Below are 25,403 nucleotides of genomic sequence, written 5' to 3'. Positions count from 1 at the left end.
GCCCCCCCCCCCCGCGCGTTCCGCGCGACCTCCCCCCTCGAGGGGGAGGTGGGGACCCTCAACCGATCTTCGCCCAGACCCTGGCGACCGTCGATGCATCGACCCGCAGGCCGAAAGAGGCGACCAGCAGGTCCGCCAGTTCCGCCTCCGAGGCGAGCGTCCGCTCCTCGATGCCGCCGTCGCGCACATTGCGGACATCGCGGTTGAAGAGGCTCAGGCGGCCGTCGTCGCGCCCGACGGTCATCATCAGGTGCTGCGGAAAGGGCGATTCCTCCCAGCGCGAGCAGACGACGTTGGCGGCATGGTAATCGGGCGGCGCGACCGGCACCCGGTCGAAGCCGTAGAGCGAGAACCACGTCTCGCCGTTCAGCCGCTGCAGCACCTGTTCGCCGCTTGCCGCATCGCACACCACGCGGAAGCGCTCGCCGGCAATCGTCTGCGGCGCCTCTGTCGAAAGATCGACCGGCAGCCGCGGCCCCGGCCCGCCGAAGCCGGTATCGGCGAGCCATTCGCGGCCGTCGATCGTGACGACGAAGGCGTGATGGGCGCGCGGTCCGCCCGACGGCGCGCCCATCCGCACCCGACCGAGGACCGGCGCGGCCTCAAAGCCGAAGGCCGCGAGCGCGTCGCCGAAAAGCCGGTTGAGTTCGAGGCAGTAGCCGCCGCGGCCGCCGGCAACGGTCTTCCGCCACACCGCGCCGGCGGCGAGATCCGGCACCGTCCCGAGCAGGACGTCGATGTTCTCGAAGGGGATCGTGCCGATCTGGGCGGCCTGCAACCGCGCCAAACCCTCGGCGTCGGGGCGTATGTCGATATCGGCAAGGCCGATGCGGGCGAGATAGGTGTTTTTGTCGAATGTCATGGTCGGTCTCCGTTCGCGCCCTTCTCGCGGAATTGACAGCCTCACGGCAATCCGCAATTTTGCATGGGACCATGCATGGGCGGATACCCCGATGATCTCCGACTGGAGCGACCTTCAGACCATTCTCGCGATCGCGACCGAAGGCAGCCTGAGCGGTGCCGCGCGCCGGCTCGGCGTCAACCAGTCGACGATGTCGCGGCGGCTGCAGGCGATCGAACAGAACCTCGACACAGCGCTCTTCCGGCTGGAGGACGGGCGACTGCGGCCGACGGCGGCCGCCGAGCAACTGATCGAGACGGCGCGACAGGTCGAGGCGCTGGTCGGCCACGCCAATACCGCGCTCGCGGCAAGCCCCGTGCCGCTCCGCCTCGCCACCTGCGAGGTGCTGTCAGCCGTCTTCGCCGCACCCGCACTCGCCGGCTGGCGGGAGCACACCGGCGAACCGGCCGAGCTTTCCGTCTACGACAATCTCTTCGTGCTTCCGGCGGACGAGTTCGACGTGATGATCACACCGCTCGAATCCGCGCCGACCGAGATGGTCGGCCGCCGCATCGGCCAGCTCGACTGGGATTTCTATGCCGCACCGGACTATGCCCGCACGCGGCCGCTTGCCGCGGATGCGACCGGGCTCGACGGGCACGACGTCATCCACGCCGCCGGTTCGCTCGCCGAGGTCGCCGCCTATCGCCGGCTCCCGGATCTCGGCGGGCGCCCTGTCTTCCGCTCGTCGAGCGTCGTCGTGCAGCGCGACATGGCCGCGACCGGCGCCGGCATCGCGCTCCTGCCCGCCTGCGTCGTCCTGCCGGAGCATGGCCTCGTGCGTCTCGAAAACCGGATGCAGCCGCCGCCGGCGGAGGTCTGGATGGTGGCGCGGCGGGCGACCGCCGCCCAGCCGCGGGTGCGCCGTTTCCTCGACTGGGCGGGCGGGCACTTTCGCGGCGCGCCGCCCGCACGAAAGGCCGGCTGACCGCATCGGCGTCCACTGTGCGGGGCTTAGGCGATCATATTGCTGGGACAGGCAGGAAACTGTTTGCTTCTGCCCGGTGCTGGACTAGAACAGGCCGATGATCACCGCCCGCGACATGACCGCCGCCGAGCTCGCCGCGCTTTTGCATTTCCATGCCGAGGCGGGTGTCGAATGGCTCGTCGAGGATGCGCCCGTCGACCGGCAGGCGGCGTTTTCCGCGGAGAAGCAGGCGCGCCAGCGTCCCGCCGCGGCAACGGCGGCGCCGGGCACGGCTCCCGCACCCGAGCGGCGACGTCCGGAGGCGCCCCAGCCGGCGCCGAGGCCGGCCGCAGCGGTCGCCATCCCCGACGAACATGCCGTCACCGAGGCGCGTTTCGCCGCCGAGAGCGCCCGCACGCTCGACGAGCTCCGGACCGCGGTCGAGGCTTTCGGCGGCTGCAACCTGAAGACCAGCGCCCGCTCGACGGTCTTTGCCGCCGGCGACCCCGCCGCCGGCGTCATGGTGATCGGCCCGATGCCGAGCGCCGACGACGACCGCGAGGGTGCCGCCTTCTCCGGCAAGGCCGGCTTCCTGCTCGACCGCATGCTCGCCGCGATCGGGCTTTCTCGCGAGACGGTGCTGCTCTCGACGGTCATCCCCTGGCGTCCGCCGGGCGACCGGCCGCCCTCGGCGCCGGAAGCGGCGATCTGCCGGCCCTTCGTCGAACGGCAGATCGAGCTCGCCGAACCGAAGGCCGTGCTGCTCCTCGGCAACTTCACGGCCCGCTTCTTCTTCGGCGGCACCGGCACCATCCACGCCCTGCGCGGCGAGTGGCGCGAGATCGCCTGCGGCAGCCACGCGGTCCCGGCGATCGCGACGCTGCATCCGCAGGAGCTCCTGACCGCCCCCGCCAGCAAGGCGCTCGCCTGGGCGGACCTGCAGGCGTTCCGCGCCCGCCTCGGCGGCTGATCAGCCCGAATTTTCAGCACTGGTAAACGGAAGATGACGAAAGTCATGCAAATCGCGCATGGCAGTGCGGCAATCTGCGACATTGTCGAATCGATGCTGCAGTGCAATATTACGGTCGGTGTCGTGGGAGGAACCGTTCAAGAAAGAGCCTCGTCATGACCATGCCTTGCCGCCCCATCCACAGCAGTTTCGAAACGCTCCGCCTTGCCGGCGAAAAGCTGGGCAGCGGCCACGGATATCACCGTTTCGGCTCCGCCACCCACGAGCAATTGAGCGCACGGGCGCTCGGCCGTTTCGGACGACTGTCCCGCCCCTCCGCGATCTTCACCGATTTCCGCGAGCGCTGAGCCGGTCGCAGGACTCCGCTCCCCTCTTGTGCACCGCACAACGAAGGCTCGTGCCGACAGGACGGGGATCGATTGAAAGACACGCGAAAAACGCAAAGGTTCGTGCCATGAACGTCAGTTTCCACCCGCTTCGCAGCTTCCGCCGGGCCGTCGCCCAGATCGGCACCGCCGTCCATGCTTCGGAAGAGTACAGCCTCGCCCAGGCGGGCGGGGATGCGGAACGCCGGGCGCACCGCAACGTCAGCCCGGCCATCCTCAACATTCCGCTCTGAGAGTGAGCGCCGCCGCGCGCGGGCTCAGCGCTCCGTCGCGGCCGGTCGGAGTTCCTCGGGCCGGCAGAGGTTCAGCTTGAGGCACGCCGCGTCAAAGGCTTCGTCAACCGCGGCGAACTTGATCGCCTGCCAGCCCAGATATTCCCGCAGGAAGTCGCGCTTCAGGCAGAGGCCATCCTTGCGTCCGTCGCCCTTCCATTCGAGACAGCCCTCGGCGATCGCCCGGGTGATGAGCCGCTGCAGGTGCGTGCGCGACATGCGGAAGGTCTCCGCCATCGCACGCGCGTCGATCCGGCCGATATCGATACGGTCGGCATCGGCGGCAGGCGTGCCCACCCTGCGCATCAGTTCGTCCATCACCAGTCCGCCGGACTCGGTCCAGAGGAACATCGCAACCCTCGCCGGCGGCTCGCGCCAGCGCCGGTCCTCGATCGTCTGGCGGGCGGCCCGCGGCTGGATCAGGCGGAACAGCTCGGGATGATCCATCAGCGTGGCGGCACGGGCGCCGCCGTCCATCTGGTCAAGCGCCGCGAGATTGGCGAGCAACCAGCTGAACATCGCCTCGACGCTCACCTCCGTCGGCTCGAAGCGCCGCGGCCGCTTCGTCGGATCGCCGGCGATCCGCATGAACCGATAAGCCTCGAGCTGGTTGAGGAAGTTCAGAACCGTGTTGCGGCTCGCCGCGTTGACGCCCGTCACCATGTCGCGTAACCGGCCGATCGTCAGCCCCGAGCGCGGCACGGCAGTATCGTATTCATTGTGCAGGGCGAACGCCGCCTGACTCAGCAGCCATCGCTGCTGCGAGGCGAGGAAGCGCGCAAGACGCGGATTGCCGTCATGGACGCCGCGCAATTTCTCCGCGAGAAAGCGGACCGCCAGTACGAAACGTGGATGTTCCTGCAGGTCCGCCGCGGAATACGCCATCATCACCCTCGTCTTTTCCATCGGGGAGTCGTGCCCCATCGCCGCGCAAAGGCCCATCCGGTCTGCCGGTCGGCCTTGCCACCTGCCCCTGGGACCGAAATTCAACTTTTAATATATATATGAATTAGAGCTTGCGCACACAAGCTCGGCACGGCCTACCCCCCGTACCGCCCCCCCTAGATATCTGTATATGCAGACAAAATACACATATAGTTAACATAATGCAACTGAATGCAGAGTATGCATGCAATTTCATGTAATTAGTTGTACCGCACTTGCCCGTCGACACCGTTTGATTTTCCGAATAAAGGCTTGAGCGCCCTCGAACGGAGCCGAGCCCCGATGCTGGCCAGCCTCACATCCATCGCCACCCTCATGCTGTCCACCCTCCTGATGATGACCGGGCTCGGGCTGATGAACTATCTGGTACCGCTGCGTGCACTTGCGGACGGCTGGTCGACCGTCACCGTCTCGGTGATCGCCACGGCCTATACGCTCGGCTTCACGCTCTCCTGCATCGTCACGCCGGTTCTCGTGCGCCGGGTCGGTCATGTCCGGGTCTTCGGGGCGCTCATCACGCTGCTCACCGTCTCGATCCTCTTTTCGGCCCTGCTGGTCGAGGTCTATGCTTGGCTCGCCTTCCGGGCGCTTGCGGGCTTTGCGATCGCCGGCAGCTATCTCATCATCGAAAGCTGGCTCAACGAGCGGGTCACCAACGACAATCGCGGCGCGGTCTTCTCCGTCTACATGATCACCTGCCTCCTCGGCTCGATCGGCGGCCAGTATCTCGTGCCGCTCGGCGATCCGAAGGAAATGGGGCTCTTCGTCGCCTGCGGCATCATCTTCTCGCTCGCCCTGCTGCCGACCATGCTCTCGACCGCGCCGTCCCCGGCGCCGATCGCCGAGGCGCGCTTCGATCTCGTCCGGCTCTACCGGCGCTCGCCGATCGCCTTCGTCGGCTCCCTGCTCGCCGGTGCGCTTTCCGGCACCTGGGGCAGCCTCGGCGGCGTCTACAGCCAGGCGATCGGCATGGATGCCACCGGCGGCGCGACCCTGCTTGCCGCCGTGCTCGCCGGCGGCGCACTCGCCCAGATGCCGATCGGGCGCATTTCCGACCGCATCGACCGGCGCCTGGTGATGATCGCCTGCGGCCTCTTCGGTGTCGCCGCGAGCCTCGCCATGGCCGCCTTCGGCGCGCTCGGGGTCGTCGCCGCCTGCATCGCCGGCTTCTTCGTCGGCGCGGTGCTCTACCCGGTCTACGCGCTGAACGCCGCCCATGCGGCGGACATGGCCGAGCCCGGCGAATACGTGACCGTTTCGGGCGGCGTGATGATCCTCTACGGCATGGGGACGGTCACCGGCCCGCTGATCGGCGGCAGTCTCATGCAGGCGCTCGGACCGGTCGGGCTCGTCTGGTTCCTGGCCTTCATCTTCGCCGTCTATGCCGGCTATGCCGCCTGGCGCATGGGCCGTAGGCGCGGCAAGGCCCGCGACGAAAAGACCGACTTCCAGGGTGCCACGATCCCCGTGCTCGGCGCCGACCGGGTGAATACGACCGTGCCGCCCACCGAAGACGGCAACGACGCTCCCGGCAGCGAACCCGCCTGACGCGGCCTTCCGGCAAAGGGTAGACTACGGCGTCGAGGCCTTGCGCGCCGCCTTCCGTTCGAGCCCCAGCTGGTGCTCGCGATAGATGATGAAGATGCCGGCGGCCACCACGATCGCCGTGCCGAGAAGCGTCGTCAGCGTCGGCACGTCGCCGAAGAGGAAGTAGGCGACCACCGAGCCCAAGATGATCGAGGTGTATTCGAAGGGCGCGATCGTCGAGACATCGGCATAGCGGTAGCTCTCGGTGAGCAGGATCTGCCCCACCCCGCCGAAGATGCCGGCGAGCGCCATCAGCCCGAGCTGGGTCCAGGAGAGCGACTGCCAGCCGAGGAACCAGGTGAAGGCGGCGAGCACCGAGGCGGTCAGCGAGAAATACATGACGATGGTCGGCGTCTTCTCCGTCTGCACCAGCTGGCGCACCTGCAGCATGGCGGCCGCCCCGAGCATGGCGGAGGCGAGCACGGCGATCGCCCCGATCGCCGCCTCAGACTGCGCACCCTCGGCGCCGAAGAGCGTCAGCTTCGGCCAGGAGATGATCGCAACCCCGATCATGCCGACGAAGACCGCCGTCCAGCGATAGACGCGCACCGCCTCGCGCAGGAAGACCGCCGCGAAGACGACGGCGATCAGCGGCATCGCATAGCCGATGGCGATCGCGTCCGGCAGCGGCAGGAGGACGAGCCCGTAGAAGCCGACGCTCATCGACGTCACCCCGATCAACCCGCGCTTCAGGTGGCCGAACGGATTGTCGGTGCCGAAGGCCGTGCCGATCTCCCGCTGCCAGGCGAGATAGACGAGGATCGGCAGCATGGCGAAGGCGGAGCGGTAGAAGACGATCTGCCCCGGCGGCATGCCGGCGCCGGCCAGCTTGATCGACGTCTGCATGCCGACGAAGACCATGACCGAGCAGACCTTCATGAGGATGCCGCGAAGCGGATCGGAAACGGCAGAGGCCATCTGTTGCTTCTCGTGAGCCCGCGGACGGGGCCTATCTGGTGACGGAGGTGGGCGGCTGCTCGGCACCCGCTGCGGAAGGCAAGAGCACTCATCATCGACCGACGAGGCGCTTCTGGCAAGGCCGGCAGCGGCGGATCGGGTACGCTCTCCGGCAGCCAAAACCATCTTGCCGCGCCAGTCCGCACCCGTCCTGCAACGGTGCTTTCTTCAGCGAAGTCGAATTTAACTGCTCGCGGGAAAGTATTCGTGATAATTTTAACAATCGTTCAGAAATTACTGCAATCATCCCGGCCGAAATCGCGCTGGTTCGTATCTCATGTACGTTCGCGGGTGCCGGATTCATGCAAGACACCGAGCAGGAAGAATTCATGCGAACAGACACGGGCCGGATCATTCATCTGGCAGATTACCGCCCAACCGATTTCGTTCTGGAACGCGTTGATCTGACTTTCGAGCTTGATCCGGAGGCGACCAAGGTCGAGGCCCGCCTGATCTTCCACCGCCGCGAGGGCACCGATCCCGCGGCCCCGCTCGTTCTCGACGGCGACGAGCTGACGCTTTCCGGCCTGCTGCTCGACCAGATGGAGATGGCGCCCGAACGCTACACGGCGACGCCGGACAGCCTGACGGTCCGCGACCTGCCGGAATCCTCGCCCTTCGAGCTGACGATCACCACGATCATCAACCCGCAGGCCAATTCGCAGCTGATGGGGCTCTACCGCTCGAGCGGCATCTACTGCACCCAGTGCGAGGCGGAAGGCTTCCGCCGCATCACCTATTTCCCCGATCGCCCGGACGTGCTCGCGCCCTATACGGTCACCATCATCGCCGACAAGGCCGCCAATCCGCTGCTGCTCTCGAACGGCAACTATCTCGGCGGCGGCAATTTCGACGAGGGACGCCATTTCGCCGCCTGGTTCGATCCGCATCCGAAGCCCGCCTATCTCTTCGCACTGGTCGCCGGCAATCTCGGCGTCGTGGAAGACACGTTCACCACCATGTCCGGCCGCGAGGTCGCGCTGAAGATCTATGTCGAGCACGGCAAGGAGCCGCGCGCGACCTATGCGATGGATGCGCTCAAACGCTCGATGAAGTGGGACGAGGAGGTCTTCGGCCGCGAATATGACCTCGACATCTTCATGATCGTCGCCGTCTCCGACTTCAACATGGGGGCGATGGAGAACAAGGGGCTCAACGTCTTCAACGACAAGTACGTGCTTGCCGATCCGGAGACGGCCACCGACGCCGACTACGCCAATATCGAGGCGATCATCGCCCACGAATACTTCCACAACTGGACCGGCAACCGCATCACCTGCCGCGACTGGTTCCAGCTCTGCCTCAAGGAAGGCCTCACCGTCTTCCGCGACCACGAATTTTCCGCCGACCAGCGCTCGCGGCCGGTGAAACGCATCGCCGAGGTCCGGCACCTGCGTTCGGAACAGTTTCCGGAGGATGCCGGCCCGCTCGCCCATCCCGTGCGCCCGGACAAGTACCGCGAAATCAACAACTTCTACACGACGACCGTCTACGAGAAGGGCTCCGAGGTCACCCGCATGATCGCGACCATCCTCGGCCGCGATCTCTTCAAGAAGGGCATGGACCTCTATTTCGAGCGCCATGACGGCGAGGCTGCCACGGTCGAGGACTTCGTCAAGTGCTTCGAAGATGCGAGCGGCCGCGATCTCGGCCAGTTCTCGCTCTGGTACAACCAGGCCGGCACGCCGCATGTGAGCGTCGCCGCGGCCTACGACGCCGCCGGCAAGACGCTGACCCTCGAGATCGGGCAGACGGTTCCGGCCACCCCCGGCCAGGCCGACAAGAAGCCGATGCACATTCCGCTCGATCTCGCCCTGGTACTCGAGGACGGCACGATCGCCGTCCCCGCCTCGGTCGACGGCGCGGAGATGACCGGCAGCGTCCTCCACCTCAAGGAAGCCCGCCACACGGTGACCTTCACCGGCATTGCGTCCCGTCCGGCGCTTTCGCTCAACCGCAGTTTCTCCGCACCGGTCGTCGTCCGCTACGAGCAGAAGCCGGCCGACCTTGCCCTCATCGCCCGCCACGAGACCGATCTGTTTTCGCGCTGGCAGGCAATCACCGATCTCGCACTGCCGGCGCTCAAGGATGCTGCGCGTGCGGCCCGCAAGGGCGAGGCGATCCAGATCGACGTCACCTTCGCCGAGGCGTTGCTCGCCGTCGCCGCCGATCCGGCGCTGGAGCCCGCCTTCCGCGCCCAGGCGCTGACGCTGCCGAGCGAGGCCGACATCGCCCGCGAACTCGGCGGCGACAACGATCCGGATGCCATCCATGCCGGCCGCGAGGCGGTGCTGACGGCGATTGCGCGTGCCGGCGCAGATGCCTTCGGCAGCCTTTTCGACGCAATGGCCGCAGAGGGCGCCTACAGCCCCGATGCGCCGAGCGCCGGACGCCGTGCTCTGCGCAACGCCGCCCTCCTCTACCGCACGATCGCCGAGGATGCGCCGGCCCTTGCCGCGGAAGCCTTCGCGAAGGCCGACAACATGACCGACCTCGCCCAGGCGCTGACGGTGCTCGCCCACCGCTTCCCCGAGGCGCCGGAAACGCATGCCGCGCTCGCGGCCTTCGAGGCGCGCTTCGCCGAGAACGCACTGGTCATCGACAAGTGGTTCCAGATCCAGGCGACGATCCCCGGCGAAGGGGCGCTCGCCCGCGTCATGCGGCTCAAGGAAGACCGGCACTTCAACGAGAACAACCCGAACCGGGTCCGCTCGCTCGTCGGCGCCTTCGTCTTCAGCAACCCGACCGGATTCAATCGCGCGGACGGCGGCGGCTACCGCTTCCTCGCCGAGGAGATCCTGAGGATCGATGCGAAGAACCCGCAGCTCGCCGCGCGTCTTCTCACCTCCATGCGCTCATGGCGGCAGCTGGAAGCCGGGCGTGCCGAGCTTGCCCGCACCGCCCTCGTCAGGATCGAGCGCGAGGCGCTCTCGAACGACGTCCGCGACATCGTCGACCGCACGCTGAAGGGATAAACGGCAGGGCGGCGTCCGGCGCCGCCCTCCACCGCTTCGTCGCCGCGGCCGCGGCTTTCTATTCTTCGTCGGGATTGTCGATATACCACTGCGCGTCGAGATCGGCGCTGTTCAGCATATCTTCATAGCAGAGCGTCATCTCGCGCGCGCCGGGATCCCAGAAGGCGTTGGCCTCGCCGCATTCGCTCGCCGTCAGCCTGATGCCGTCCTTCAGCTTGTAGCTGCCGGAAAAGACCTCGGCCACCATCTCCATCAGTCCGGCATTGCGGATCATCTCGCGGAAATAGGCGAGCTTCGGATCCTTCGTCTCGCCGTAGGTAATCGTGAACTTCGTCTGGTCGCCCTTGCCGGCCTCGTGCGGCTTCAGCACGGCGCCCCAGCTCGCCGCCAGCGTCTGGTATTCGCCCGGGCATTCCTCGGCGCGATAGTCGGGAAACTCCACCGACCGGGCGAATTCCTTGAAGCGCTTCTCGTTCTTGCCGATCATCCAGCAGATCGTCGCATAGGCGCGCTGCTCGTCGAGCCCGTGGGAATCCCAGGACGGCATGTCCTCGGGCTTGGCGTCGGGATCGGCCGAGAGGAACCAGATATTCGCCCAGTCCTCCACCGCGACGTTCAGGTCCTCGTCGTCGGCCTCGAGCAGCAGCAGCATGGCGAGCCCGTCGACGGCATCCTCCTCGCGGCCGAGCACCGGCAGCGAAAGCTCCGACACCAGCATGTGGCCGGCCTCGTGGAAGACCGTACCGATCGCGACGTTGAGGGCGAACTGGTCGGCCTCCTGCCGCTGCTCTTCGGTGAGTTCGCCGTAGAGTTCCGGCGGGGTCGCCTCGACGGCGATGGCCGGCGCGGCGAGCAGCAGCGCCGAAAGAAGTGCGCCGGAACAGGCCACGGAAAGACGGTGCAACGGTGAAGATGATGCCATTTCGAAAAAGCCCCCGAACCCCGCCGCCTGGCGGCGGCCGGCATCCGTGCTACGGCAGCGGGCGACCTCTTTTCAATCGGAATCAAGCGTTTGGCGGGGTTGATCCAAAAAAAGCCGATTCCGATTAAGGGCTTAACATTTTGTTCACCATCACCGTCTGGACAAGGCGAATCGCCAGTGATTCATTGAGTCAGATTCGGGCGGGCGGCGCTTCGAATCATACGAGGGATCAAGGTGGGACGATGGCGGACGTGCGGCGGGCTTCCGCGGCCGATGGGCGGCTGCGACTCAAATTTTCGGGATTTGGGGACCGTTTCGACAGGCTCGGACGGCGGCTGGCAATCGTTCTGACGGGCGACGGCAATTCGCGCCAGGCGGAAACGCTGCTCAGGCGGGCCATTCCGGTTCTCATCATCGCTTTCCTGGCGGTCGTCGCGACGGCGCGGCTCAACGGCATTCTCACCGAATATTCCCGCATGGAAACGGCCGTCCGGCAGGCGGTGACGCTTTCTGCGGCAACCGCTGCCGCAACGTTCGGGCCGGACGGCATCACTCTGGCCGCCTCCGACCGGTCCGCGGCCGAGGCGATCCTTGCCCGCTACCTGCCGCAGGACCGGCTGGCGAGCGGCTCCTTTCTGCTGCTGATCGACGGCGAAGGCCGTATCTTTGCATCGTCACCCGCAGGCGAACGCTATGTCGGCATGGACATGGCCGGCCTGCTGCCGCAGGCCAACAGCATCCGCTATGTCGCCGACCGCAGCGGCGCGCTCGAAGCCTTCATCGACGGCATCCGCCACTACGTGGTGCTGGTGCCGGTCGGTGCGAAGGGCGCCTTCGTGCTTTCCGCGCAATCGCTGCAGCCGCTCGAAGCCTACTGGCGCAGCGAAGTCTCGCTGAGCGTCACGCTCTTCTCCGGCATCTCGCTGATCCTGCTCGTCATCCTCTATGCCTATTTCCAGCAGGTCAAACGGGCGCGCGAGGCCGACGACACCTTTCTCGAAACCAACCTGCGCGTCGAGGCGGCGCTGTCGCGCGGCCGCTGCGGTCTCTGGGATTTCGATCTCGAGAGCCGCAAGCTCTTCTGGTCGCGCTCGATGTACGAGATGCTCGGCCTGCCGCCGTCCGGCGCCGTGCTCGGCTTTGCCGATGCCGCCCGGCTGATGCATCCGGACGACGGAAACCTCTATGCGATCGCCCGCGCCGTCGCCAAGGGTGATCCCCGGCAGATCGACCAGGTTTTCCGCATGCGCCATTCGAGCGGCCACTATGTCTGGATGCGGGCACGCGCCCAGGTCATCCGCTCCTCGACCGGCTGCATGCACGTCATCGGCATCGCCATGGACGTCACCGAGCAACACCGGCTCGCCCAACGCTATGCCGAGGCCGACCAGCGGCTCGCCGACGCCATCGAATGCACCTCGGAAGCCTTCGTGCTCTGGGACAAGAACGACCGCCTCGTGATGTGCAACGCCCATTTCCAGCAGGTCTACGGCCTGCCGGACAGCGTGCTCGTGCCCGGCACCGAGCGCGCCGTCGTCCAGGCTGCGGCCTCCCGGCCGATCATCCAGCGGCGCGTCGCCGATCCCGACCAGACCGGCATGTCGCGCACCACCGAGGTGCAGCTCGCCGATGAGCGCTGGCTACAGATCAACGAGCGGCGCACCCGCGACGGCGGCCTCGTCTCGGTCGGCACCGACATCACGCTTCTGAAGCGCCACCAGGAGCGCCTGCGCGAGCAGGAGCGCCGGCTGATGGCGACTATCGGCGACCTCTCCTCCTCGCAGCGCAAGCTCGAGCGGCAGAAGGCCGAGCTTTCGGTCGCCAACGCCAACTACCAGGCCGAGAAGGACCGCGCCGAGGCGGCGAACAAGGCGAAGTCGGAATTCCTCGCCAATATGAGCCACGAGCTCCGCACGCCGCTCAACGCCATCCTCGGCTTCTCCGAAATCCTGCTCACCGGCATGTTCGGGCCGATCGGCTCGCCGAAATACTCCGAATACGCCAAGGACATCCACGAGAGCGGCAAGCACCTCCTCAACGTCATCAACGACATCCTCGACATGTCGAAGATCGAGGCCGGCCAGATGCGCATCCGCTGCGAGACCATCGACCTCGCCCCCCTCATCGAGGAGAGCCTCCGCCTGACGGCAATCCCCGCCCAGCAGCGCAACATCCATGTCGAGCAGCGCGTCTCGACCGGCCTCACGGTGGAAGCGGACCGCCGCGCCATGAAGCAGATCCTGCTCAACATCCTGTCGAACGCGGTGAAGTTCACCAATGACGGCGGCAAGATTGCGCTGCGCGCCCGCAAGATCGACGGCGCCGTGATGCTCACCATCGCCGATACCGGCATCGGCATCCCGAAGACGGCGCTTTCGAAGATCGGCCAGCCCTTCGAGCAGGTGCAGAGCCAGTATGCCAAGAGCAAGGGCGGCTCCGGCCTCGGGCTCGCGATCTCCCGCTCGCTCGTCTCCCTGCACCGCGGCCGGCTCGGCATCCGCTCCCGCGAGGGCTGCGGCACCGTGGTCTCGGTAAAAATCCCCGACTGCATCATCCGGCAGGCCACGCGCACGGCGTGAGGCATCACGGCATCGCGCCGTTGAGAACGCCGTGCGAGAACTCCGAAATCCGGCAGCAAATGCGGGCGCGGCGCTGGCAGCTTTGCGCCTTCATTACAGTCGTTCTGTTCCAGTCGAATTGAACCTGAAAGCCGCGGGTCGGTTTCCGAAGCATCTCATGTGTGCGACAGAGAACAGTGCATGAAGGAACGAAAATTAACGCACTGCAGATGACAAACGCTCTAGCTGCTGCTTTCCTATGTGAACTCAACCAGAGACCTAATCTATGGATACGCTCAAGGAATTCCGTTTCTTTCCATATTACATGAATAGCCGACGTATTGCCGACATCACGGGAGAGAGCCTCCCGTTGGCGAGCCAGACTTCATTGAACAATAATTCCCGTACCAGAGTTGACGCAATGGATGCCACTTTGAGGGCGTCGAGACGTCTAATGTACTCAGGCCAAGTGCCGAATTTGGTAAGCCTTGCCTCTCGTCGGGAGATCGCCAACGAACGGGTGCTCAGTTTCGTTTGGGGCGTTTTCACCTTTCGCGGAGCATCTAAGGCCCTGGACTTGGAACTCAAAGGTAAGCCTGTAATCAACGGCAGCTTCTCCGGTACCATTCCTCTGGGCGACCGTGAATACAAGATGTCAGGACAGATGTATAACGAGCATTACTATTCTGACAGCTCCATAACCGTCCTTACCAAGAGAAAAAGGATGTTCATCCTTGGTCATTTCGATTTCAGCGATGCAGAAAATGTAATTGTGTCGCCTTATGTTATGGGCGAGCTGGTAGAAGACAGATACTTTGCCAACTCCCTCTCAACAAGTATCCGCGTCTTCCCCAATATGATTGATCAATTTGCAAAGATCAGAGAAGTCCCCCTGCCCAGCAAAGAAGAGCTACGACTTCTGGAAAATATGCCTGAGGACGATGTGAAGCAGGCCTTCGCTGAAATCATAGGCGAACACTACGTGCCCAAAGACTGGGGCGGTGAGAAATCGGACCTGACGACCACCAAGATAACATTGAACGGTCAAATACGGCCGACTGCGTTTATATTCAAGGGCCCGTCCGTGAAGGGAGAAATGCACCCCGCGAATATGGGTAAACGCGGTGATCAATTAGTGAGAGTTTTTGACGAACCCGTGAACCTTGTTATCGTGCAACACTGGAACAAGATCGCGAATTCGGTTGTCCGTATTGCAGAGGCTTTGGCTTACGATCCTAGGCAACCGCGCCAATACTGCATTATTGACGGCTCGGAGACTGCCCACATCCTAAAAGCTTACGGACGCTTGAAATAAAGCAAATCTACCCAGCCCCTGAACACACGGAAAAGGCTGGCATGTTATTGCTGGCAGCACTAAGCAATTTCATACCGTTCATGCACGGAGAACGTCCGCTATCGCCATCTTTGAAGCTAAGAGCCTCTGGTCTGCAAACAGCCCCATTCCGACCATTCGCCGAACTGCAAAAAGACCGGCCCAAACCGTTCCTTGGTGGGCATTTGCTATAATTCCGGATAACGCTAACCTCCCCGAAATCCGAAGCAGCAAGGCGAGGTTCCGCGTGCGCTCCATCTTCCCGACCGTCATCGCCCTCCTCCTCTCCGCCGGCCTGGCGAGCGCCGAAGGGCAGGTCATCGAAAAGGTCGAGACCTATTCGGTCAGCGGCCGCACCGGTCCGGAACTCTACGCCTCGATCGGCGCGCGCGGGCCGCTGCTTGCCGGCAAGGTCCGCTCGATCGCCCATACCAGCTTCCGCCTCACCTGGCAGCGCGACTACCAGCAGCGCGGCACGGCCTGCGTGCTCGCCTCGGCAAAACCGAAGCTCGTCATCACCACCGTGCTGCCGAAGGCGGTCGAGCCGCTCGGGGAGCCGGTCCGCGGCAACTGGCAGCGCTTCGTCGAAGGCGTCACCGCACACGAGAAGGTGCACGGCACCTACATCCGGGAGCTGGTGAAGGAGATCGAGAAGGCGACCATCGGCCTTGCGGTCGAGAACGATCCCGACTGCCGCAGGATCCGCGAGAAGATGCAGCCGATCCTCGGCGAGATCTCGCAGACCGAGCGCCGGAAAAGCCGCGATTTCGACGAGATCGAGATGAACGAAGGCGGCGCGGTGCACCAGCTCGTCCTGCAGCTCGTCAACGGCGGATGACCGGGGCCGATCGGCCTTGGCCAACCCGTCTTTTTACGACATGTCGAAAACAGCTTTGCATTTCTCCGGAATAACCGCCTAATATCAATGCGAAGTCCTGTCGTGGGTGCTGTTCCGGCACCCTTCCCGGAGCATGTCCGCTCATGACCGCCACGACCCTTGCCGCCGACCAGTTGCGCGCTGCCTGCGACCCGGCATCGCTGCCGTTCGAGACCACCGCAGCACTCGAACCGCTCGACGCCCTGATCGGGCAGGACCGGGCCGTCGAGGCGATCCGTCTCGCCGCGCAGATGGAGCACCACCGCTTCAACCTCTACGTCCACGGGCCGGAGGGCAGCGGCAGGCATTCCACCGTGCTGAAGATCCTCGCCGAGGAGGCGGCCGGCCGGCCGGTGCCGTCCGACTGGGTCTACGTCCAGAATTTCGACAATCCGGACCGCCCGCTCGCCATCGAGCTGCCCCGCGGCGAAGGCCCGCGGCTGCGTGCGGCGATGACCTCCCTGGTCGAGGATCTCGCCACCCAGATCCCCTCGCTCCTCGTCTCCGAAGAATACCAGAACCGCCGGATGGGGCTGGAGCAGGAGTTCGGCACGCGCCACGAGACCGCCTTCGAGGAATTGCGCAAGGCCGCCGAGAGCCGCAACGTCGCGATCCTGCGCACGCCGATGGGCTTTTCACTGGCCGCCATGCATGGCGGCGAAATCCAGAAGGCCGAGGTGCTGGCCCGCCTGCCCGAGGAAGAGCGCAAGAAGCTGCAGGAGGATGTCGCCGCCACGGAACAGGAACTCGAGGACTTCCTGATGTCGCTGCCCGAGCTCGAGCGGGAGCAGCGCAGCGCCATCAGCCGTCTCAACGAGGACATGGCGAAGGTGGCGGTCGATGCCGCACTGACGCTGGCGATGCGCGGCTTCGAGACCATTCCGGCGCTCGCCGCGCATTTCAAGGCGCTGAGGGCCGATCTGATCGCCCATGCCGATCTCTTCCTGTCGCTGGAGCGCGGCAAGGCCAACGACCCCTTCCCCGCCGAGCTTGCGGCCCTTCGCGAGGATCCCCGCTTTCACCGCTATGCGGTCAATGTCATGGTCGCGCAGGCCGGCGACGTCACCGGCGCGCCGGTTGTGGTGGAAACGCTGCCGACGCTCGCCAATCTCACCGGGCAGATCGACTACATTCCGATGCAGGGCGCCCTCGTCACCGATTTCACGCAGATCAAGCCGGGGGCGCTGCATCGGGCGAACGGCGGATTTCTGATGCTCGACGCCCGCCGCGTGCTTACCGAGCCCTTTGCCTGGGACGCGCTCAAGCGCTGCCTGGAAACGAAGGCGGTGCACGTCATCACCGCGGCGGAACGGCTCGGCCTGATCGCCACGACGACGCTGGAGCCGGAGCCCATTCCGCTCAAGGTGCGTGTCGTCCTGGTCGGCGACCGCCTTCTCCACCTGATCCTCTCGGAATTCGACCCGGATTTCGGGCAGTACTTCCGCGTCGCCGCCGAGTTCGGCGAGGACATGAACCGCAGCGCCGATTCGGTCGGCCTGTTTGCGCGCCTCGTCGCCACCGTCGTGGCGCGCGAGCGGCTGCGCCCGGTCTCCCGCGACGGCGTGGCGAGCCTCGTCGACGCCGCGACACGCGCCGCCGAGGACCAGCAGAAGCTGTCGCTTCGCATGGGCGAGATCTGGGACATCCTGCTCGAAGCCGACCACAGGGCCGGAAAGGCCGGTTCCGACGCCGTCACCGCCGAACACGTCCGGGCGGCGATCGAGGCTGCCGAGCGCCGCCGCAGCCTGACCCGGGACCGGCTCCGGGAAGCGACCGTGCGCGGCATCGTCCAGATCTCCACGCAGGGCAGCGTGATCGGCCAGGTGAACGGGCTCACCGTCAGCGAGCTCGGCGAGGAGCGCTTCGGTGCGCCGGTGCGCATCACCGCCCGTGTGCGCATGGGCACGGGCCGCGTCGTCGACATCGAGCGCGAGGCGCGGCTCGGCGGGCCGATCCATTCCAAGGCCGTCCTCATCCTCTCGAGCTTCCTCGCCACCCGCTACGTGCCGGATACGCCCTTGTCGCTCTGGGCGAGCCTCGTCTTCGAGCAGAGCTATGGCGGGGTCGAGGGCGACAGCGCTTCGCTCGCCGAACTCTGTGCGCTGCTGTCGGCGCTCGCCGACGTGCCGCTCTCGCAATCCTTCGCGGTCACCGGTTCGGTGAACCAGATGGGCGATGTTCAGGCGGTCGGCGGCATCAACGAGAAGATCGAAGGCTTTTTCGACCTCTGCCGGGAGATCGGCCTCACCGGGCGGCAGGGGGTGATCATCCCCCAGTCCAACGTCACCCACCTGATGCTGCGCACCGACGTCGTCGAGGCGGTGGCGGCCGGGCGCTTCCATGTCCACGCCGTCGCCAATGTCGATGACGCGATCGAGCATCTGACCGGTCTGCCGGCCGGCAAGCGGATGCTGAACGGCGAATTCGAGGACGGCTCGGTCAACGCCAATATCGAGGTGCGGCTGCTCGACTTCGCCGACGCCCGTGCGTCGATGCTGCAGTTGCGCCTGCCGGAGCAGACGGAAAACCAGGACGAAGGGTGAGCCGCTTCATGCCCCCGTCGCGGACACGGTTTCCGCGACTTTCGGACGGCGCTTGAGACATGCCGCTACGACTGCTACGATCGAAGGCACCGGCACTGCCGTAGCGACATTACATCGGCCGTGTCTCACGACAAGGAGGCGCCAGTCATGTACTCGCTTGCCATCGACACGGACCGGACCATCGAGGCGATCACCACATACATTCAGGAGATCGTCCGGCGCGACCATTCGCGCGGCGTCATCCTCGGACTGAGCGGCGGACTGGATTCCTGCGTGCTCGCCGCGCTTGCGGTGCGCGCCCTCGGCCCGCAGGCGGTCAGCGTGATCTATATCGGCGACCGCGACAGCGATCCAAGCATTGCAGATCGCGCGAGAGAGGTGGCGCGGCTGCTCGGCCTGACCCTCGAGACCGTCGACATCAGCGATGAGATGGCCAAGCGCGGCGTCTATGCGCCGCTGTTCGTCAGGCTGCTCAGGCTCTCCCCTGTCGTCGCTGAGATCAGCTCGACCGCCTACAGGCTCGTCCACGGCGAACCTCCGTTCGTCTCCGCGCTCCGGGTCGGCGGCGGGGAGACACTGACGCCGTGGTACAAGCGGCTCATGTTCAATCTGACCATGCGGCATGTCGACGAAGGCTTCTCGCAGCGCCACATCCGCCGCCGCGCCATCGCCGAGCGGCTCGCGCGGGAACGGAACCTGTCCCTCATCGGCGCGGCAAACCTCTCCGAATGCGAAACCGGCTGGTTCGTCAAGGGCGGCATCGATGATCTGCCGGTGCAGCCACTCTCCGGTCTCTACAAGACGCAGGTACGCCAGCTCGCCGAGGCTCTCGACCTTCCCGAGGCCGTGCGCACCCAGTTGCCCTCGCCCGACATGGCGAGGGGCGTGACCGACGAATTCGGGATCGGTCACCTCTACCGCGACATCGACATCGTCTTCGACGGCCACGATCGCGGACTGCCGGAAAGCGAGATCGCCAGAATGGGTGTGCCGGCGGACAAGGTTGCCGCAATTCTCGAACTGCGCCGGCTCTCCGCGTGGAAGAGAACCTCGCCGCATGAGGCCCCGCCGGTCAGCGGCAAGTTCGGATCGCCGATCCGGCGCTGAAGCCCACGTCCGGGCGAGTGCTCCTCTCGCCGCTGTCATCAGCAGGACGGCTAGCGGAAGACGCCCGGCAACTTCGCCGGCGCCTTGATCCTGAGCTGCTTGTTGACGTTGAAGCGCCCGAAGACGACCGTGATCGCATGCGGCGCAACGCCGAATTCGCCCGCGAGGAAACGTACCATATGGTCCGTCGCCCGCCCGAACCGCGGCGCCTCCGTCACCGAAACCTGCAATTGCCGCCCCTTGGGCTTGCCGATCGCATCGCGGCTGGCGGCCGGCTTGCCGAGAATGTTGACGACCAGCACGTCGTCCTCCCACCAGAAGAACGAGTCCCGTCCTTCGGTATCCTCTTCGGCCGGTTGCTTCTTCGTCTTCTGCCGTTTCATGCCGGTTTCCGCCTCCCCGGCGCCCGGGCGCCGTCCCGTCTGCATAGGGCGGCGCGAGCCGGTTGCGCAAGGAGAGCGTCCGGCGAAATCATAGATCGGCATCCTAGTGAAGTTTGGAATTGAAGAGATCGACCAACTCCTCGCGCTTCCTGATCTCCAGCCGTTCGTGGATCTGATTGACATGTTTGGTGACCGTCGAAGGCGAAATGCCGAGCGCGCGGCCAATGTCCTTGTATTGTTTGCCGCGAGCAAGCATCTCCGCCACCGCGAGCTGACGGGGGCTCAGGCGCTCCAGAACGTTTTCGCGCTTGGCTCGAACGAGGAACAGGTCGCGACAGGGGGAGGCCTCGAACGTCAGGCCGTTGAGCGACCATCGCACGGTGCTCACCCCGTCCATCGGCGTGCAGGGTGGCTCCAGGCGAGGCCCGCGCCAGTCCGGGCACACCGCCGTCACGAGCGCGTTGAATATGGGGGTTGTTTCGTACAGCACGCCCCGCGCGTCGCAAAATGCGAGCGCCTCGCCCTGCCGCGCCTCCGTGCCCAACAACGAGGCGAAGAGATTGATCCGCATGGCCTCAACCATGTGCGGGACGAGGATTTCCTTTGCCCGACGGTCCTCCTCCGAAAACGGCCGTTGCGGATCGGCACGGTAGAAAGAGATGGCGGTGGGGATCTGGGTAACCGACGAGACGTGACAGGTGCAAAGAGCCTGTTCCAATCCAAAATGTCGGCAGTGATTCAAGTACATCGGAATGGTGGTGAACTCGTCATACGGCATGACTTCATCCATGATCATGGTGCGGCCCGGATTCGCAATGGCCGCTTGCGCGAGAAGGTCGTTTTCGACGCCGATCTCACGCGTGTAGTTCTCGATCACGTCCCAACCGAGGTGAAACAGGTGTACGCTGTTGAATGCTTCGCTGAATACGTTCTGGGCATTGGCCCACAGGCCGGAGTCGAAGGCGATGACGCTCTGAACCGTCGTCATCGCCCAGTCTTTGAAGTCGTGAACGGGAATATCTCGGCAATTCTGATAGATTTTCAGAATGACTTCATTCAACTGCGGACCGAGCACGCGGACACTCCGTTGCATTCCATGATGTGCATGCTTCGTTCTGGAGGCTGTGAGATAGCAGGCGAGACAAAGGCATGAGTTCGCGGGCAAAGGCTGCAAATCGCATCAACGCGCCGCGATATCCTCACCTCATATAGTGACGGGAGGGCCTCCCGTCTGCAATGCCCCAAAAATACTCGATCGGTGACGCTCGTCGCCGCGTGATGCCTTATCGTCCCATGGGCTCTTCGGTCTGCAATCTATTCATCTCTTCGAGAGCCTGCGCATAGGCCGCTGAATCGCCAGACCGCTGCGCTTCTTTGCGCGCTGCCGCTTCAATCCTGCCTTCGGTCTCCCGGCGCCCGGGCGCCGTCCCGCCTGCATAGGGCGGCGCGAGCCGGTTGCGCAAGGAGAGCGTCCGGCGAAATCATAGATCGGCATCCTAGTGAAGTTTGGAATTGAAGAGTTCGACCAACTCCTCGCGCTTCCTGATCTCCAGCCGTTCGTGGATCTGGTTGACGTGGTTGGTGACGGTCGAGGGTGAAATGCCGAGCGCGCGGCCAATGTCCTTGTATTGCTTGCCACGAGCAAGCATCTCCGCCACCGCGAGCTGGCGGGGGCTCAGACGATCCAGCACGTTTTCGCGCTTGGCTCGAACGAGGAACAGGTCGCGACAGGGGGAGGCCTCGAACGTCAGGTCGCCCGTGGACCACCGGGTTGTGTTCACACCGTCGAGCGGCAAGGAGGGCCAGTCCAGCCGCGGCCCGCGCCAGTCCGGGCGAACAGCCGCCACAAGTGCCGTGAATGCGGACGTCGTTTCGTAGAGTACGCCCTGCGCGTCGCAGAATGCGAGCGCCTCGCCCTGCCGCCCCTCCGCGCCCAGCAGCGAGGCAAACAGATTGATCCGCATGGCTTCGATCATGTGGGGAACGAGAACTTCCTTCGCCTGTCGATCCTCCTCCGAAAAGGGTCTGTTCCGATCGGCACGGTAGAAAGAGATGGCGGTGGGGATCTGGCTGACCGACGAGATATGACAGGTGCAAAGCGCGTGCTCCACCCCGAAGTGCCGGCCGTGCTTTAAATACATCGGAATGGTGATGAACTCGTCATACGGTACGACTTCATGCAAGATCATGGTGCGCCCCGGATTCGCGATGGCCGCCTGGGCCAGCGCATCATCCGCGATCCCGATTTCGCGGGCGTAATTCTCGATCATCTCCCAGGGCTGACGGAACAGATACACGCTGTTGAATGCTTCGCTGACGATATTCTGGGCGGTTACCCAGAGGCCCGAATCGAAGTCGACGACGTTCCGCACCGTTGCCATCGCCCAATCCTTGAAGTCGTGCACCGGAATGCCTCGGCAACTCTGATAGATCTTCAGTATGATTTCGTTCAACTGCGGGCCGGGCAAACGGATACTCCCTTGCAGTCAGTGTTGTGCATGTTCTGCAATCGATTAAGAAATCGGAATCCCAAAGCTGGTCTGGGCAATAGCTTGGCGCGCGCACAGCCAAGACTGCACACATCTTTCGCCAGGCCGTCCTACTTGCCCGACCGCGTACCTGTTTGGGAAACCAGGGCCGGTAGCCTTACTTCCCCGTCGGCTGCTCTCGTTGCAGTTCGTTCATCTCTTTGAGCACTTGTTCAAAGGCAGCGGAATCGCCGGACTGCTGCGCTTCTTCGAGCTTGCGGCCCAGCGCCTCCACCTTCGTGCTCCAGGCTTCCATCTTTCCCATGTCAAAGGTGACAGCGCCGTTCGGCGTGTTGATTGTCACTTCGCCTGTCGGCGATTCCATGTCCGCTGCGCCGTCCACCGAGCCGATGCCAGCCGGTCCCGTATAAGCGACGATGCCCACGACCATATTGACGATCACACCCAGGACGATCCCGCAGACAACCAGAACGGCTGTGTAGGGCAGCGCTTTTTGCCTAGGCACCAGCATCAGTGACGGAACACCCAGGAAAAGCAGGTACACAGAATAGAACGACGCCGCGAGCATCATCATCCAGAGTGCCGGCACGAGGGCGAAGACGCCGCCCATCATGGCGGCAGTGCTGCTGTAGGCCACAAGCTTGAGCGCATTCGCGGAGTTCTTTTGTCCGCCGAAGCCGGAAGCCAGAGCATTGCCTGTCAAGGACACGACAAAGATCATGACGAGCGACACCGTGTAGCTCATGACCATCTGCAGCAGCCCGGTCGCAAGAGGCACCCGTATCGAAAGTCCGAAAGTGCCGACCCCGAAAATGGATGCCCCGAGGAATCCGGCCACTGCCGGAACAGCTGCGAGTGGCATGACGTACCGGGTGTAGAGCGCCACCGTACCAGTTTCTTCGGCAGCGATGACCGGCCAGACCTGCCTGGGCGTCAGCATGATGCCCTTTATGCGAGCGACGAGACTCATGGAGTTCCTCTCAATTGGATTTCTATGAGGGGATTTACCTCCAGAGAGCGCCACGACGGTATAGGTGAAGTGACCCATAGCCATCGGAAGAGCAATCAGCCAAGAGTTCCAAAATACTAGGTGTAGCAAGCTGGCACGCCGTGACGTGTCCGCCGGGAACGGACACCTGAACTGTCGGTTTCCAAATGGAATCCGGCGTCAATTCTTTGGGAATTCTTGAACTGGAGACGTACGACGTGAGCCGCAAGACTAAACTCGCGATGAACAGCAGCACCTGCCTGCGACCCCTTCTTGCCCGCCCCGAGGCAGCGGCCATATGGCTGGCCCTGACGGCGGTGCCGATGCTGGCGTTGCCGCAGGCGGCACGGGCGCAGGATACGGGTATCATCGATCTCTCACACCCCGACGGTGGCATTGCGGTAGCGCGGGGCGTGTCTGCCGATGGTGGTGTCGTGGTTGGGGGTGCGAAGACCGCCGATGGCGAGTATCACGCCTTCCGCTGGACCGAGGCGGGTGGCATGCAGGACATGGGTGCTCTCGGAGAGGTCAGCCGGTCGGAAGCCTTTGGCGTGTCCGGCGACGGCTCTGTGGTGGTCGGCCAGAATATCACTGACAACGTGGGGGTCAGTACCACGCGCGCCTTCCGCTGGACCGAGGCCGACGGCATGGTGATCCTCGGCACGCTCAACGATGGCAACTGGTCCACGGCTAGCGGCGTATCCGCCGATGGTGCGGTTATAGTCGGTGCAGCAACTGACGGTGGGTGGGATAATGCCGTCACCGCCTTCCGTTGGACCGAGGCGGAAGGCATGGTGGGCCTCGGCATGCTCAACGACGGCAGCGGGTCCTGGGCTTACGGTGTATCCGCCGATGGTGCGGTGGTGGTCGGCACAGCTGCTGACGGTGCATTGGGTAATTCCAATCGCGCCTTCCGTTGGACCGACGCGGACGGCATGGTGGGCCTCGGCACGCTCAATGACGGCAGTTGGTCCGCGGCTAGCGGCGTATCCGCCGACGGTGCGGTGGTAGTCGGCACTTCGGCGGACGGTGCAACGGGTGGCATGCGCGCCTTTCGCTGGACCGAGGGCGGCAGCATGGTGAGCCTCGGCACGCTCAACGATGGCAACTGGTCCCGTGCTTACGGCGTATCCGCCGATGGTGCAGTGGTGGTCGGTAGTGGGCTCGATGGTGCAGAGGATGGCGATGCGCCCGAGCGAGCTTTTCGCTGGACCGAAGCCGGCGGGATGCAGAGCGTCGAGGACTGGCTCATCGCCTCCGGCGTCGATGTCGCAGACGTCCTGAGGACCAATAACGCCTACGGCACCAACAGCGACGGCAGCGTCGTCGTCGGCGATCTGGTGGACGGGCAAGCCTTCATCGCGCGCGTCGCGAAGGAAGGCGGCGGACTTGTGACGCTCGAAGACCTGCAGGCGAGCCTCGCAGCCACCGCCGGCGGCGGCGCGATGATCCTGCGGTCCAGCGATCTGCTGATCACCGGCGCCCACAGCCGTCCCCTGTCGCGGCGCGTCGAAGGCAACAAGAACACCTTCTGGATGACCGGCGACTGGGGCCGCGACGACCATGGTTACCGCGACGGCGATCTCGGTCTCGCGGAACTCGGCCTCGGCCACAACTTCGGGCCCGTGCAGCTGAACGTCTCGGTCGGACGGACCTGGGGAGAACAGAACCTGGTCCAGAACGGAAGTGCGAATACCGCCGGCACCTTCCTGCTCGGCGAGGCCCTGATCCCGATCTCCGGAAACCTCTGGGCGACGCTCGGCGCCTACGGAAACTGGGGCTCCGCCGATATCAGGCGCGGCTATCTCAATGCCGGCCTGCAGGACTTCTCGAGCGGAAATCCGGATGTCGACGCCTGGGGTGTGCGCGCACGCTTCGACTTCGACAAGGCCTACAATCTCGCAAGAACCGACTTCTCGCCCTACATCGACTTCACCTACAGCGAAGCCAGGATGGAGGGCTATACCGAAACCGGCGGCGGCTTCCCCGTCCGTTTCGACGCCCGCAAGGACAAGGCCACCGAGCTGCGCATCGGCGTGAACGTCGAGCGCCCGCTCCGGGACAATGTCAGCTTCGTCGGCACGCTGGAGGCGGCGCACCGCTTCGAAAAGGACGGCCCGCGCACGAGCGGCCAGGTGATCGGGCTGTTCGGCTTCGACCTCCCCGGCGCCGACAACATGCAGAACTGGGTCCGTGCCGGCGTCGGCATCGAAGGCCGCATCGCCGACGGCACCGCATCGCTGATGCTCAACACCACCACCCAGGGCGATACCCCGAGCCACTGGCTGGAGGTCAGGTGGCAA

At 64.7% G+C, this 25,403-nt stretch carries 20 protein-coding genes; 12 read left to right on the top strand and 8 right to left on the bottom strand.

Features of this window, described 5'->3' with window-relative positions; all coding sequences use genetic code 11:
• Positions 1 to 58: 58 nt before the first annotated feature.
• A complete protein-coding gene (locus NHF53_RS05855) occupies positions 59 to 862 on the bottom strand; it encodes an arylamine N-acetyltransferase (protein WP_252833473.1) in 804 nt (267 codons plus the stop codon).
• 91 nt (positions 863 to 953) lie between these two features.
• On the opposite strand from NHF53_RS05855, the gene NHF53_RS05850 reads away from it, so the two are divergent.
• The 4 genes from NHF53_RS05850 to NHF53_RS05835 all read left to right on the top strand — a co-directional run bounded on the left by NHF53_RS05850 (position 954) and on the right by NHF53_RS05835 (position 3,397).
• On the top strand, positions 954 to 1,829 hold the full coding sequence (locus tag NHF53_RS05850; RefSeq protein WP_252833472.1) for a LysR family transcriptional regulator: 876 nt from the start codon (positions 954 to 956) through the stop codon (positions 1,827 to 1,829).
• Between the two features lie 97 nt (positions 1,830 to 1,926).
• Positions 1,927 to 2,778 (top strand): uracil-DNA glycosylase family protein, encoded by an 852-nt coding sequence (locus NHF53_RS05845; protein ID WP_252833471.1) that lies wholly within the window; start codon positions 1,927 to 1,929, stop codon positions 2,776 to 2,778.
• Between the two features lie 155 nt (positions 2,779 to 2,933).
• Positions 2,934 to 3,125, top strand: a complete 192-nt coding sequence (locus NHF53_RS05840) for a hypothetical protein (protein ID WP_112691022.1) — start codon at positions 2,934 to 2,936, stop codon at positions 3,123 to 3,125.
• A gap of 107 nt (positions 3,126 to 3,232) precedes the next feature.
• Entirely contained in the window at positions 3,233 to 3,397 is a 165-nt protein-coding gene (locus tag NHF53_RS05835; RefSeq protein ID WP_170141794.1) for a hypothetical protein, read from the top strand.
• Positions 3,398 to 3,421: 24 nt separating this feature from the next.
• Here NHF53_RS05835 and NHF53_RS05830 read toward each other — a convergent pair whose 3' ends face one another.
• Entirely contained in the window at positions 3,422 to 4,342 is a 921-nt protein-coding gene (locus tag NHF53_RS05830; RefSeq protein WP_252833470.1) for a hypothetical protein, read from the bottom strand.
• 321 nt (positions 4,343 to 4,663) lie between these two features.
• Between NHF53_RS05830 and NHF53_RS05825 the strand changes: the two genes are divergently transcribed.
• Positions 4,664 to 5,929, top strand: coding sequence for an MFS transporter (locus NHF53_RS05825; protein WP_252833469.1), 1,266 nt, complete (start codon positions 4,664 to 4,666; stop codon positions 5,927 to 5,929).
• Between the two features lie 24 nt (positions 5,930 to 5,953).
• Here the strand turns inward: NHF53_RS05825 and NHF53_RS05820 are convergent, their stop codons facing one another.
• Entirely contained in the window at positions 5,954 to 6,886 is a 933-nt protein-coding gene (locus tag NHF53_RS05820; protein WP_252833468.1) for a DMT family transporter, read from the bottom strand.
• A gap of 368 nt (positions 6,887 to 7,254) precedes the next feature.
• Between NHF53_RS05820 and pepN the strand changes: the two genes are divergently transcribed.
• On the top strand, positions 7,255 to 9,900 hold the full coding sequence (gene pepN / locus NHF53_RS05815; RefSeq protein ID WP_252833467.1) for an aminopeptidase N: 2,646 nt from the start codon (positions 7,255 to 7,257) through the stop codon (positions 9,898 to 9,900).
• 58 nt (positions 9,901 to 9,958) lie between these two features.
• Here the strand turns inward: pepN and NHF53_RS05810 are convergent, their stop codons facing one another.
• On the bottom strand, positions 9,959 to 10,822 hold the full coding sequence (locus tag NHF53_RS05810) for a DUF4344 domain-containing metallopeptidase (protein WP_252833466.1): 864 nt from the start codon (positions 10,820 to 10,822) through the stop codon (positions 9,959 to 9,961).
• A gap of 242 nt (positions 10,823 to 11,064) precedes the next feature.
• Here NHF53_RS05810 and NHF53_RS05805 point away from each other — a divergent pair, with 242 nt between their 5' ends.
• The 5 genes from NHF53_RS05805 to nadE all read left to right on the top strand — a co-directional run bounded on the left by NHF53_RS05805 (position 11,065) and on the right by nadE (position 19,240).
• The gene (locus tag NHF53_RS05805) at positions 11,065 to 13,401 is read left to right on the top strand and encodes an ATP-binding protein (RefSeq protein ID WP_252833465.1); all 2,337 of its coding nucleotides are present in this window, start codon (positions 11,065 to 11,067) and stop codon (positions 13,399 to 13,401) included.
• A gap of 265 nt (positions 13,402 to 13,666) precedes the next feature.
• The gene (locus NHF53_RS05800) at positions 13,667 to 14,695 is read left to right on the top strand and encodes a hypothetical protein (protein WP_252833464.1); all 1,029 of its coding nucleotides are present in this window, start codon (positions 13,667 to 13,669) and stop codon (positions 14,693 to 14,695) included.
• Between the two features lie 265 nt (positions 14,696 to 14,960).
• The gene (locus NHF53_RS05795; RefSeq protein ID WP_252833463.1) at positions 14,961 to 15,551 is read left to right on the top strand and encodes a DUF922 domain-containing Zn-dependent protease; all 591 of its coding nucleotides are present in this window, start codon (positions 14,961 to 14,963) and stop codon (positions 15,549 to 15,551) included.
• Between the two features lie 143 nt (positions 15,552 to 15,694).
• Positions 15,695 to 18,133 (top strand): Lon protease family protein, encoded by a 2,439-nt coding sequence (locus NHF53_RS05790; RefSeq protein ID WP_252833462.1) that lies wholly within the window; start codon positions 15,695 to 15,697, stop codon positions 18,131 to 18,133.
• 147 nt (positions 18,134 to 18,280) lie between these two features.
• A complete protein-coding gene (nadE, locus tag NHF53_RS05785) occupies positions 18,281 to 19,240 on the top strand; it encodes an NAD(+) synthase (RefSeq protein ID WP_252833461.1) in 960 nt (319 codons plus the stop codon).
• Between the two features lie 50 nt (positions 19,241 to 19,290).
• Here the strand turns inward: nadE and NHF53_RS05780 are convergent, their stop codons facing one another.
• The 4 genes from NHF53_RS05780 to NHF53_RS05765 all read right to left on the bottom strand — a co-directional run bounded on the left by NHF53_RS05780 (position 19,291) and on the right by NHF53_RS05765 (position 23,082).
• Positions 19,291 to 19,623 carry a DUF167 family protein gene (locus NHF53_RS05780; protein WP_252833460.1) on the bottom strand — a complete coding sequence of 111 codons (333 nt, stop codon included), beginning with the start codon at positions 19,621 to 19,623 and terminating at the stop codon, positions 19,291 to 19,293.
• A gap of 103 nt (positions 19,624 to 19,726) precedes the next feature.
• The gene (locus NHF53_RS24155) at positions 19,727 to 20,698 is read right to left on the bottom strand and encodes a helix-turn-helix transcriptional regulator (protein WP_252833459.1); all 972 of its coding nucleotides are present in this window, start codon (positions 20,696 to 20,698) and stop codon (positions 19,727 to 19,729) included.
• Positions 20,699 to 21,119: 421 nt separating this feature from the next.
• Positions 21,120 to 22,091, bottom strand: a complete 972-nt coding sequence (locus NHF53_RS05770; RefSeq protein ID WP_252833458.1) for a helix-turn-helix transcriptional regulator — start codon at positions 22,089 to 22,091, stop codon at positions 21,120 to 21,122.
• A gap of 178 nt (positions 22,092 to 22,269) precedes the next feature.
• Positions 22,270 to 23,082 (bottom strand): Yip1 family protein, encoded by an 813-nt coding sequence (locus NHF53_RS05765; RefSeq protein ID WP_252833457.1) that lies wholly within the window; start codon positions 23,080 to 23,082, stop codon positions 22,270 to 22,272.
• Positions 23,083 to 23,318: 236 nt separating this feature from the next.
• Here NHF53_RS05765 and NHF53_RS05760 point away from each other — a divergent pair.
• The coding region (locus NHF53_RS05760; RefSeq protein WP_252833456.1) for an autotransporter domain-containing protein at positions 23,319 to 25,403 on the top strand (2,085 nt) is incomplete at its 3' end.

It is taken from the genome of Ciceribacter sp. RN22 (genome assembly GCF_024054295.1).
Lineage (GTDB): Bacteria > Pseudomonadota > Alphaproteobacteria > Rhizobiales > Rhizobiaceae > Allorhizobium > Allorhizobium lividum.
Note: the sequence above shows the minus strand (reverse complement) of the source record. Positions and strands in the feature narration are given on the sequence as shown.

Excerpts from the sequence above, each read along its gene's own strand:
- NHF53_RS05855 (WP_252833473.1), bottom strand. The coding sequence starts at position 862 with ATGACATTCGACAAAAACACCTATCTCGCCCGCATCGGCCTTGCCGAT.
- NHF53_RS05850 (WP_252833472.1), top strand. The coding sequence starts at position 954 with ATGATCTCCGACTGGAGCGACCTTCAGACCATTCTCGCGATCGCGACC.
- NHF53_RS05845 (WP_252833471.1), top strand. The coding sequence starts at position 1,927 with ATGATCACCGCCCGCGACATGACCGCCGCCGAGCTCGCCGCGCTTTTG.
- NHF53_RS05840 (WP_112691022.1), top strand. The coding sequence starts at position 2,934 with ATGACCATGCCTTGCCGCCCCATCCACAGCAGTTTCGAAACGCTCCGC.
- NHF53_RS05835 (WP_170141794.1), top strand. The coding sequence starts at position 3,233 with ATGAACGTCAGTTTCCACCCGCTTCGCAGCTTCCGCCGGGCCGTCGCC.
- NHF53_RS05830 (WP_252833470.1), bottom strand. The coding sequence starts at position 4,342 with ATGGAAAAGACGAGGGTGATGATGGCGTATTCCGCGGCGGACCTGCAG.
- NHF53_RS05825 (WP_252833469.1), top strand. The coding sequence starts at position 4,664 with ATGCTGGCCAGCCTCACATCCATCGCCACCCTCATGCTGTCCACCCTC.
- NHF53_RS05820 (WP_252833468.1), bottom strand. The coding sequence starts at position 6,886 with ATGGCCTCTGCCGTTTCCGATCCGCTTCGCGGCATCCTCATGAAGGTC.
- pepN (WP_252833467.1), top strand. The coding sequence starts at position 7,255 with ATGCGAACAGACACGGGCCGGATCATTCATCTGGCAGATTACCGCCCA.
- NHF53_RS05810 (WP_252833466.1), bottom strand. The coding sequence starts at position 10,822 with ATGGCATCATCTTCACCGTTGCACCGTCTTTCCGTGGCCTGTTCCGGC.
- NHF53_RS05805 (WP_252833465.1), top strand. The coding sequence starts at position 11,065 with ATGGCGGACGTGCGGCGGGCTTCCGCGGCCGATGGGCGGCTGCGACTC.
- NHF53_RS05800 (WP_252833464.1), top strand. The coding sequence starts at position 13,667 with ATGGATACGCTCAAGGAATTCCGTTTCTTTCCATATTACATGAATAGC.
- NHF53_RS05790 (WP_252833462.1), top strand. The coding sequence starts at position 15,695 with ATGACCGCCACGACCCTTGCCGCCGACCAGTTGCGCGCTGCCTGCGAC.
- nadE (WP_252833461.1), top strand. The coding sequence starts at position 18,281 with ATGTACTCGCTTGCCATCGACACGGACCGGACCATCGAGGCGATCACC.
- NHF53_RS05780 (WP_252833460.1), bottom strand. The coding sequence starts at position 19,623 with ATGAAACGGCAGAAGACGAAGAAGCAACCGGCCGAAGAGGATACCGAA.
- NHF53_RS05765 (WP_252833457.1), bottom strand. The coding sequence starts at position 23,082 with ATGAGTCTCGTCGCTCGCATAAAGGGCATCATGCTGACGCCCAGGCAG.